Here is a 12,109-nt window from a genome sequence, read left to right on the forward strand (position 1 = left end):
AGCCTCCTCGGGCTGCGCCCTGTTGGGTCTCAACATTGTCGCTACTCCCCCGCAGGAGTCTACGCCATTTGCTCCAATCATCAGCTAGAAACCATCAATAACAATAGGTTTTCAGTTTTAAGTTATCTCGATAAATGCCAGGGATTTCTCCCTGGCATTTCCTACTGTTTATTTAGTTTTTCAATTCAAGCCCTATTGATCGGAATAATTTTTCCAATGTTACCTTACCTGATTTTTCTTTAGGTTTCTTATTTCCTTTAACATCTGGGCCTACTTTCAAGAAATTCTTCTCGATGTAACGGAGGTCTTTTTCATCTACTTTACCATCTTGATTGATATCTCCCTTGTTTACACCTACATTCTCTTTCCCATAGGAGAAAACAGCGATAATCGCATCGTCAATATCAATTATTTTATCCCCATTTACGTCACCCGCATAGCCTGTTTCTATTTGGGCAATATGTCGTGTCCCTGCTATCTCACCATCAATGTACGTCCCTACAGTCTCAGTCGATCTGCTCGTAAGGTGACCAGGTACTTGCACATAGATGTCATACTCTTGTTCTGTAGTTGGTAGTTTATCTATTGTATAGTATGCATTACTATGAATAATCGATGCTTCAAAGGTTTTTCCATTCTTATTTTTCGCATATACCTTCGCTCCAAGCTTAGAGAAATCAACTGTATTATCCCATTGACCATTTTCCCTCAAGAATGCTTCTGGTTTCATACTTCCATTTACGATCGAGTATTTTGCTAGAATTATAAATGACTGGTCTTTATATACTCGAATCGTAGTAGCATTAGAATCTGATGTTTTCTTATATTTAAAGGCTGTAGTATCAAATGATAATGATAATCCCTCTTGGTAATTGTAGTTTTCATCGTTTATAACTTTGAATGTGACATCCAAGAAAGGTAAGTTCTGATCGATAGCTAAATCATCTTCCTCCATCGAAGCACCAACTTTGACATTACTAGCATTTAATGTTGGTTCATCTAATATAACGTTAACACCCTTTTCCTCCGTGTACTTTTTAAAGGCCTCATTGACTTTAACATTCAGAAATTCAAAGTGTTTATTATAGAAAGGTACAGTGAATTCTCCAGAGGCAAGTTGCTTAACATTGTTCAAATTCAACGTCATCGTAATTTCGTCCCCAAGACGCACCTTTTCTTTATCATAACTTGGAACCGCGTATTCCGTTCCTTCTTTTATGAACAGGTAACGATTTATGCCTTGCGGATATCCTACTGAAGCTGTTGCGTTATCAAATACAAATAAATTGGAGTCTAAATAAGACATTTGGTCAATTCTTTCCTTCGTTGCAGGGAATCTAAAGTTCCCTTCGCTATCCACCGCAAGGAAATAATGATTATAGTAGTTATACTCCCACCAAAGTACACCATTCACAGATTGATCGATTGCCATTCCTTTCTGTTTTAGAACATCGACTGTCGAATCATATACGTTTCCGTGAATCCATACTGCAGGGCCGTCATATCCTTCTTCTATCGTGTACATCGAATCATCCACTTCATAAATACCAGGATCCATGGATACCTCTACTTCCGGAGGCGTATTATCAATCATCACCATTGCGCCTTTACTTCGGGGTGTACCTTGCTCATCATACCCAATCATTTCAAAAGTATAGTCACCTTCCGGCAGTTTCACCTCTTTATCAGAAATTGGCTGCGAAGGATCATTGGTGAATGGGTACACTTTTCCTTTAAAAATAGCATCTGCCCAATAATCAATACCTGTCATTAAATGGCTTGCATTGATGGTTGCAATAAATCCAATTGCTTCTCCTGATTCTCCATCTCTCACCAATACATCAATCGTCTTTAATGGTGTTGATAATTTTACGATTGCATTGGTATATGGCGTGTAATACGGATGTGCTTTCGAATCATTCGCAATCATTGGTCTTGTCAATATCATCTTCTCAAATCCTTTTTCTGTTACTCGGATGGAAAAAGGTATTCGGTAATTTTCTTCACTATTTCCGGAATTAATAAGGTTAACATATCCTTCATACCGCCCGAATTCCGCATCTTGTGAAACGCGTATAGTCGGCTCAACCTCTGCAGATTTTCCTGCTTCAATTGAAACTGTATTTGGTATTAATACTTCTACGCCATTTTTATCGGCATCCCGAACTTCTCCCTTAGCTGGCAAGAATTCAACATTTGTGTTATATTCCTTTACATCTTTTTCATTGAAGTTCCGTATAACTATTTTCCTGCTGTCTTCAATAGGTCCATCTTCCTCTTTAAAGTGACTGCCGAAAGCAATTGAACCCGTTTCTTCATCAATTTCGATGAAATTCCCATCCTGTTCATGTATGGTTTTGTCCATAACTTTTATAAGTGTTTCTGTATGGACCGCCTCATACGCATTAATTCTGCCTGAGCCGATTTCATTGACGGAGTATTCGCCATTCATTTTATCTGCCGTATTCATTAAGACCGCTTTCACATCAAAAGGTGTATATTCAGGATTGGCTTGCAAGATAAGCGCTGCCGTCCCAGCTACATGCGGAGCAGCCATGGATGTTCCTTGGAGACGAGCATATGCGGTATCGTAATTTTCTCCGTCCTGTGGATCATTGATGAACTCAGGAATAGTAGAAAAGATTGCCACTCCCGGTCCGACGACATCTGGTTTAATGTCATCATTCCCGTTAACGGGACCTCTTGAACTAAATTCAGCTAAGCGGTCTCCTTCTGTCTTCACGCTACCAAAAGATTCAAAGGTGATTTCTGATTGTGAAAGCAACTGTTCTCCGTCAGCTTTTGTAATATGGAAAGCAGGAATATAATTCATCCCTTCCCCAAGATAAGCTTCTATTTCACCATCAACATTGTTGTAAACAATTACAGCTTTAGCACCTGCCGCTCTAGCATTTTGAATTTTTTCATCAAATGTAATATTACCTCGTTGAATGACTGCTACCTTACCAGCTACATCTTTATTATTAAAGTCGCTTTTAGTTCCTATTCCCACATCGATAGTAGGCAAGGTTTTATTTTCGAGATCTTTTAAGTTATCTGTAAAGTTTTGCGCCAATAACTTCATGTCAGTGATGCTGGATTCCCCTGCACTTGCAGTAATCGTTGGAATGGTTACCGAAACATCACTGGCCCCTACCGTAATTCCTAATGCAGCTGCTCCAGGAGATCCTAGCGTTTTTTCACCAGGTCCTGCGTTTCCTGACGCAACGACAGTCACAACGCCTGAGAGCATCGCATTATTAACCGCTATAGATGTTGGATTTAGAGGATCATTAATACTTGATCCCAACGATAAGTTGATAACATCCATCTCATCTTGGACCGCCCTGTCAATACCTGCAATGACCGCACCAAGCGATCCTCTCCCATAAGAACCCAACACACGATACATATATAGATCGACATCAGGAGCTACTCCCTTTACTGCAGATGCCGAGCTGTTTTTCTTTTGTGCTGCGATAGAGCCAGCTACGTGTGTTCCATGTAACGTATAGTAACTGGAACCACCTTCAAATTCAGGCCTTCCGGAATCCTTCCACTCCTGATAAGTTGCCTCCATTGGATCCGAATCATTATCAACAAAATCGTATCCGCCTTTATAAGAATCTTTTAAATCTGGGTGATTATAGTCAATACCTGTATCAATAACCCCCACTTTTACTCCCGAACCGGAAATATTCTCTTGATGAAGCTTGTCTGCACCGATTTGTACAAGGCTATCATCTACCTTTGATGAAGTTGATGATTTCATCATTTCACTTGCTTCTTCTGGCAGATCAAGCTTCACTTCATCATCTTTCCAAATACGTTTGACAACTCCTGTACTAAGTAACTCTTGCACCGCCGTTCCCGGTAATGTCATCGCTACTCCATTGAATGCCTCATGGTATTCTCTCGTAATCTTGGAGTCTTTCATCTTTTCTTCATTTGGTCTATTTAAGCTTTTGATAGTTTTCCATTCTTTTTGAAACGTATCGTGATCTTTTTTCACTTTACTTTTTGCCGAAGAAAGAGTCATTCTTTTTCCTTTTACAGCATTCTTTGCCACTTCCACCTCTGCGGGGTTAGAATTAAATTCTACAATTACGTTGACTAATTCTGAACTCTCTTTGTTAATATCTGGTGAAACAACAAATCCTGGTGTGATTTCAAGTTCTTTGAGCGCTTTCCTTTGCTGCTCCGTTAAATTAACTAACATCTGCTCCACACTTTTTTTATTATTCTGAGAATTATCTTCAGCAATAGCTTTATACGAAGTCCCTGTGGAAAATAACAAACTAGCAACTAATGTTCCTGTAATTATATGTTTTATTTTTCCAATACTCATACCGTTCCTCCTAGAAAAATTATTCAAAAATAATCAAATCCAAGTTTCAACAATTGTCGCGTCATCACCGGGTGATTTTTTTATCAGAGAAAATCCCTTGGGTATTTCCTTTCTAATAGCTTCTAAATTTGTTCTCATCAAGATATAGTTAGTAGGTTTATTGACATCGAATACCCTTGCTATATACATGTCCTGATAATCTGTCGGACTAGAAAATATAACTATGATCGGCATTTTATATTTTGTAAAATTAATCTCACTAAATGAATTTATCAATCTGTCCTGGTTGACCATCATAATTCTCCCTTTTAGTACAATTTCATTGCATGTAGTACATGATGACAAAAAGAAAGCCAAGAATATCGAACACTGAGGATATTCTTGACTCTTAACACTGGTGTTTATCTTTGATTGTTTAGTAGAGAAAAGGATTATCTCGAAGGTTGGTATTTAATACTTGTAATATCTTCTATTTTCAATATTTAGCCCCATCAACCATTTGCTTTGCTTGAATATTTAAGTTGGAAGAGTAGGTCACGCCTTGGTATTCGTTCCCTGCTGTATGATCCAATTTAATTGCAAAGGAAAGGTCGATATATTGATTATCGTTCAATTGCCAGAACTCATGCTTCTCCCCTTCTTTTGACCCCTCGCCTAATACCATCTTCGCTTTTCCACTACTGCTTTTCGCTGCTCCTGCTTGTTGAATTTCCTCTTCTTCTACAAATCCAACTACCATTTCAACTCCAGGAGTAATCTCTTTGGATAAAGTCTTGGCTTCATTTGTTGGACCATTGAAGAGTTGATCCAAGTAGATTCTTGATTCTTCCAAGATGTCATCCGTCATTTCTTCTCCTTCAGAGAACTTATAGGCAATATATCCTATTTTATAAGCATCAAGAGAAACATCAGCATCTACAGACTGGTTATACGTTGCTTTAAGATAAACATCCATATCCCCAGTGTTTTCGATTGTTAACCATTCACCATAAACTAATTGGGATGGGGCAAAGCCTGCTTGATCAACTATCATGCTCTCCATGTCTTGGCCGTTATTAATTTCTAGTAAGCCGTTTGTTATTTGTCCTGTAGCATTTGTCTCAGATGTAAACCAAGAATATGTACCGAAACTTACCGACACCACCATCGTTCCTACCAACGCACTACCTAGAAACGCATTTTTCAATTTAAACATGTGAATCCCCCTTATTCATTATGATTGTTTAATCTCTTTCTTCCTCTTTGGCTTCATTTTTTCAAATGCCACTATACATACATAGCCTGTTAAAGGTAGAGCTATGAACAGTAAGAAACCTAGTGGGCCCTTTATAAACTGAGAAAAGTAGCCTAAGAATGGAATCAGAAATATTTTTTTTCCTACAATCTCATTAGCTGTTGTGACATTCTCGTCTGCTGAATTGTTGTTATCACCTTTCGTATAAAAATGTCTCCCCCCATCTGTTTCAACAATGGACGTGATTCTATGAGTGACTAATAGTTGCTCTTCGTTGTAAAAAGAAATAATGTCACCCTTGCTAAGATCACCTGGATCAACCTCTCGAGTAATAATGACATCCCCAGCCTCAAAAACTGGTGCCATACTATTCGATAATACGGTGAGAGGCTTTATCCCCAAAACGCTTAGTGGTTTGTTACTGTTTAGGCTAGCGAAAATGGAAAATAGGATGACCATGATGAATAAGATGATTGTGATCGTTAAACCTTTTTTTACGAATGTTGTAGCCTTTTCCATTTCTCACCCTCGTTTCTAGTTGTTGTACCAATAAGGTTTATTGTTGAAGGATAAAAATTCGCTTTCATTCAGAATACTATTTAATATTCTGATTTTTACTTCTATTAAAATTATTGCACAGTTAAGAGGGGAAGGGTATTGGGGGAATTAATAGTATTCAGCTCTGCAAATCCGCTGACTTTTGATCAAAAAATCCTCTCTAAGTTCGATAGAATAGGAATACATTAATAGAAAAAGAAGAAGGGTGAAAAAACAACCAGTACAATAATCCTAGTGCATTCCCCCAACTTTCACTCTTTATTAAATGAAAAACAAAAAAAGCTGTCCAATACTATTGGAACAGCAACCATTTATTATAAGTATAGAAATTCTTTAATCGTGTGTGTCACACTGGGGAGATTAACAGTAGACTCCGCACCCTACTAATTGTTAAGGAGTCTGCTAGCATACTTGTTAGCAGACTCATGCTTGCCTTGATCTAGGTAGTATTGAAACATCGTTTTTTCATACGTATGCAACTGATGATATTTCCCGTTTTTGTTAAGCATAGGGATGATTTTTTCCTCAATAAATTGATAATAAAGCTCTTTTTCATCATCGTGCAGTAAACGAAGCATTTGAAAGAATGCTAAGCTACTATGATCTTTAATTTCCTTTGATATTTCCATACCCGTTTGAATCAATTGCGTCAGCATACTATCCACATTATTTTCTTTTATCTGTAAGCAACAGTAAATATATCCTATAAGGTTATTCAAGTAATTAGAAGATTTTTTATTACCTTTAAGTAGGTCCAATGTCTTTTTATAGTATATTCTAGCGTTTTCATTATCCCCAGAATAAGAATATTCATAAGCTAAATTACTTAGCAAGTTGGCTTTTTTTGAAGTATCATTTATTATTTCGCATTGCGCAATCAATTGGTTATATCGATTGACAAGATTGTCAAAATCCCAAAGCTCGTTTCTTCCTTCATTGATTAATTTGATAGTTTCTGCATCGATAATTTTTTTGAAATTATTTGTCTTTTGAAAATATTCAAGTGAAAGTTCACTATAATAGTAAGCTTTTACTTTAAATTGAAGATTGTGATAGGCAATTGCAATCTGATAATAGAATTCCAGGTTCTCATATTCTTTTTCATTAATTTTAAGAAGATATTCCAGTGCTTTTTTGAAGTTACCTTTTTGAAGTTCTGTTATTCCTAATAGATGGTGGAGTAAGTGAGTTTCGTACGTATTTAAATCTTTGCGGACGTTATATATTTTATCAATAAGTGCTTCGGCATTCGTTATGTCTCCTTGCAATAGAAAATACCTTGCTTGCAAAAGAAAATATTTATTTTTCACCGATTGGATTAAAAACAGAGAATTCTTTTCAATTTGATTTTTGAGTCGTTCAATTTCATTGTTTTGTTGCAAGACCATACAATCGTGCCATTGATGCAGAAGTTTTTCAAATTTCTGAAGCGATTGTAATTCTGCTTCCATATTAATTCCCAGCTTCTCACTTAATAGATTGGTGATCTCTGATGAAAACTGAGTCGTTCCCCGCTCAATTTTACTTACATGAGTTACAGAACAGACCCCTTTTCCCAGTTCTTCTTGTGTCAGGCCATTTTTTTCCCTATGGAATTTAATTAGGATTCCTAAACTCAATGCAACACACTCCCAACTATTTTATATCCTATATACTGAATGGAGCTTTTTCTTATCATACCTTTTATTTGCATTCAGATGTAGTAGTATTATTAGTTTTTTGCGATAATTTAGAATCTAATATTCATATCCACTTTTAAATGATGCAATAGAACAAGGGCAGCCTAAAAGTTTAGGACTACCCTTGTTCATCGTTGTAAGTGTATGTCAGAGCCTTTTACGTCAAGGTGTCATTCCTAGCTCTAGTTTAATCTTTTCAATAGTCTTGCCATTCGCTTCAGATTGAGGTTCTGGAGTATCGAGAACAAAGTCGTTATCTGATAGATAATACTTTTCAAGAAGTTGAAAATCCAACTCATCTGTCGCACCATCAAAGTTTATATCTGTATTTCTATTTTCCGTTCCCCAATACTCATGAAGTAATAAGGCATCATAGATATCTACAACATTGTCTTTATTTATATCACCTGGTTTTGATACTGCTGTTCTATAGGAAATCCATTCTCCCATATCAATCCCATTTACTTCGTAACCAATTTCTAATGGTGTGTACGTCGTATAATGTCCTGGAACATCGATAATCATCGTATAGTTCTTTACTGTTACAGGGAGATTATCCACATAAATTCGACCATTAGTTTCTAATCTCGCAGGATAAGAGGTTCCTTCTAGATCTTTCAAATGAATAGTTGCTCCCACTTTTGAGTAATCTCTACTATAATCAAATCCACCTTTATCTGTTAACAATCCTTCAGCGCCTAAATATCCGGCATCCACCTGTGAAATTGTTGGATAAATTGGATGGATTCCGATTTTTGTCGTTATTCGTGGGCCTTTATTTATCTGCATAGTCGTAGGACTGAACAGAGGTGAATAAGCATGTCTGAATTCATCTGATTTTGTATCGGCAATCATTTCAAATAATGCTACATCCCCGGAAACGCCTTCATCAGGAATAGTTATTTCAATCATTGTCCTGGTTGTACCTGGCTTAGTAGTTGTTTCAATTAATTCTGAACCTTCGGGCAGCTGGTCTCCTAATCGGAAATCAATAGATTCATCAAAGAACTTATCTTGATAGTTTAAAGTCATTGAGAAATCCTTAGCATTTTGTAGATTATGTGCATAGAACGTGTACTTGATTTTATCTCCCATTCGATAGGACTCTTTATCTGGTTTTGCAAAAATAAACTGAGATCCTTCTTTTGCATAATAAACGATTTTTGGTATAGCTGTATTACCTGCATAGTCAGCTCCAACGTATTGAATTTCTCTTATAGAGTTGGTTGCAACATTGAGCTCTTGTGAGAACCTACCATTTTCATCTACTTCAAGGCGAACGTTTGGACCGTTTTGACCATACCAAAGATTGTTATCAGCTTGACTCAGTGAAATGCCTGCTTGTTGTGCTTCATTTAGTTCTTGATCGATCAAAGTACCTGATAATGTTACGCTGTCTTGACCTTCTGGCACCACTACAATTGGATTATCGCCTTTAGGCATGGCATTTGTCTCGTCAAAGATCACTTTGGGTTCACTATTATCAAGGCTTATGGTCGAGGTTTTGGCAAATTGCCTGCCATCCTTTGTCGTTCCAATCATCTTGACTTCATATATGCCATCTTCTGCTCTAATTCTTGTGTAGCTAATAGGCTTCTTCTCGTGTCCGGTAAATGGAAAATAATAGCCCGCAAATCCATCATCAATGAAATAGTCATAGTCAATTGCTGCTCCCGTCGCGTTTACTCCTGTAATCCAACCTAATTCTTCTTTCGTATCCGGATCCACCAATATCCAGTCCAATGTTTCCATTGGGGAATTTAATCTAAAGTCAAGATCTGTAGCTTTCCTGCTGTAAGGATTTTTCACCCGGTTAGTAGAAATACTTGGTGTATATACTTCAAAGTAACCGATCCCTTCTTCCACTACCTTTGCTCCAAAAGGAATACGGTAGATTTCATCTCTATCCTTTTGGTTTTTAATGACAATATACCCTTCATAGGTTCCATTTTGGGCGGATTTCGGAATCGTGAGGAAAGCATTGAAGCGTTCCTCTTTATTCTTCTTCACTTGAATCGCCTTTGGAATATTCAGTCTTACACCATTTTTCTCTGCATCCAGCGACCCTGATGCCTTCGCTCCAATATTATACTCAACGGTGATATCGTACTTTTTGTTTTTCTTACTATTATTTGTAATCGATAGATTCGTTGTTTTAGTGATATGTTCATCCCCCATTGGAATGAAACCGTAACTTAAGCCACCAGTTTGTTCTGGGATAAGTATTTCTTCTCCGTTTTCAATAAATGGCGTTTCATCCAGCACGGAAATTAACGTATCTGAGTGAAGTGCCTGCATTGGATCGACTCGCCCCGCTCCTACTTCAAACACACTATATTGATTTTTTAATGGATCTGCTGTATTCATGATGACAGATTTAATATCACTTGGTGTGTAATCCGGATGTGCTTGTAATAATAACGCGGCAATCCCGGCAACTTGAGGAGATGCCATGGATGTGCCTGATAATCGTTGGTAAGCAAATGAATAATCAGTAGAATCTTCTTTATTATGCATATATGCTGGGACGGTGGATAAAATATTTACGCCCGGTGCTGTTACATCTGGCTTGATATCATATAATGTGCCTGATGGACCCTTTGAACTGAAAGAAGCAAGCTCGTCTCCACTAATTTCCGCTTCACCGATTTCCCCAATTGTGATAGTTGGTGTACCCTCTTTAAATAATTCTTTTACTGCTAAACCATCTTGATTTGATAGAGAAAAAGTAGGGATATTTTCGTTGTTTTCTCCTAGATAGTGTGGAATATGGCCGTCGTCTGAAATATTATTATAAATCACAACACCAACAGCGCCATTTTGTTTAGCATAATTCATTTTTTCAATAAGGGCATAGGTGCCTCTGGCTACGAATGCAACCTTTCCATTTACATCTTTCCCGTTGTAATCAGCAGGTCCTCCTTCTCCAACTTCGACCATTTCGTAATTTTGTCCCTCGAGCTTCCTAAAATCATCCGTCCATTTGTTGGTCATTAATTGCAAGGTACCGTTCGACTCCTTTCCATCTGCAGAAAACATACCGTTATAAGTTGTGACGAAAGAGGGGGCAGAACTGGCTCCTACCGTCAAAGCAAGTGCAGCAGCTCCAGGGGAACCTAATGTACTATTCCCTAAATCTCCTGAGTTTCCAGCAGCAACGACTGCCGTCACCCCACTTAAGACGGCATTATTGACCGTTAAGCTAGCAGCATCTAGTGGATTGTTCGTTTGTGCTCCCAGTGATAGATTAATGACATCCATATCGTCTGCAACTGCACGATCTATGCCGGCAATAATCGCGCTATTCGATCCGCTTCCATAAGGGCCCAATACACGATAAGCATACAAATCGGCTTCCGGAGCAACACCTATGACCTTATAATCCGAATCATTCTCAGCTTGTCCAATAATTGTCCCTGATACATGTGTTCCATGATTTGTATAGTAGGTGTTACCTTGGTTCACTTCAGGATACCCAGGAGCTGCTTTCCAATCCTCATAAGTGGCTTCCATCGGATCATCATCATTGTCTACAAAGTCATATCCTCCTTTGTAAGCATCTTTTATATCTGGATGATTATAATCAACCCCTGTGTCTATAACGCCAACCTTTACTCCTTTACCTGTAAACCCTTCTTTATGTAACTGATCAATATTCATAAATAGGATACTGTCCACTTTGGTTGTTGCCTCTTCTTCCTCTGTTAATTTTGGTGGAGGAGTAAGCTGGACTTCCAATTCGCTGTACACTGCTTTAACCACATCAGAGTCTAATAGATTTTCAACCTTGTTGGCCGGCAAGGACAGGGTAATGCCATTAAAAGCATTTTTATAAGAGTGCTTTACTTTGTAGTTCGCTTTCCCGGATTTCGCCTTTGGCACAAGCTTGTCATCTAATTCTTTTTTGAATTTTTTATGTGAGTCTTCCACCATTTTTTTCGCCTTTTCAAGAGGAACCTCTTCCCCTTTTAGTGACTTGTAGACTGTCTCTGCCTTCGCAGGTAATTGCTCGAATTCAACAATGACGGTCACATTCTCCTCACTCTTTAAATCAATGTCCCTTGATAATTGAAGGCCTCTAATCGAGCGGTTTGTCTCTAATTTATCGAGTGCTTCCCGTTGTTCTTTTGTAAGACTCGCAAGAATACTCATGGCATTCTGCGTTGATTCTGCATGGACAACTGGTTCTGAACTGATTGGCAAAGCAGAGCCTAAAAGTATTCCAACACTTAGCACAATCTTCGGCAACTTACTACTTTTCATCCTTTTTACCCCCTGTGTCATTCTACT

General features: G+C 37.9%; 5 protein-coding genes. All 5 read right to left on the reverse strand.

Translation table 11 applies throughout. The annotated features are described in order from the left end of the window. Nucleotides 1-172: 172 nt before the first annotated feature. Nucleotides 173-4,348: a S8 family serine peptidase gene (locus K7887_RS16135; protein WP_223490557.1), complete on the reverse strand. Its 4,176-nt coding sequence runs from the start codon at nucleotides 4,346-4,348 to the stop codon at nucleotides 173-175. A gap of 475 nt (nucleotides 4,349-4,823) precedes the next feature. Then, entirely contained in the window at nucleotides 4,824-5,543 is a 720-nt protein-coding gene (locus tag K7887_RS16140; protein ID WP_223490559.1) for a hypothetical protein, read from the reverse strand. 18 nt (nucleotides 5,544-5,561) lie between these two features. Further along, the gene (locus K7887_RS16145; RefSeq protein WP_223490560.1) at nucleotides 5,562-6,101 is read right to left on the reverse strand and encodes a signal peptidase I; all 540 of its coding nucleotides are present in this window, start codon (nucleotides 6,099-6,101) and stop codon (nucleotides 5,562-5,564) included. 422 nt (nucleotides 6,102-6,523) lie between these two features. Further along, complete coding sequence (locus K7887_RS16150; protein WP_223490562.1) at nucleotides 6,524-7,759, reverse strand: helix-turn-helix domain-containing protein; 1,236 nt, start codon at nucleotides 7,757-7,759, stop codon at nucleotides 6,524-6,526. A 222-nt stretch (nucleotides 7,760-7,981) separates the two neighbouring features. Further along, nucleotides 7,982-12,082 (reverse strand): S8 family serine peptidase, encoded by a 4,101-nt coding sequence (locus tag K7887_RS23020; RefSeq protein ID WP_317849215.1) that lies wholly within the window; start codon nucleotides 12,080-12,082, stop codon nucleotides 7,982-7,984. Between the last annotated feature and the right edge of the window lie 27 nt (nucleotides 12,083-12,109).

The sequence above is a fragment of the Sutcliffiella horikoshii genome (genome assembly GCF_019931755.1).
Classification (GTDB): domain Bacteria; phylum Bacillota; class Bacilli; order Bacillales; family Bacillaceae_I; genus Sutcliffiella_A; species Sutcliffiella_A horikoshii_E.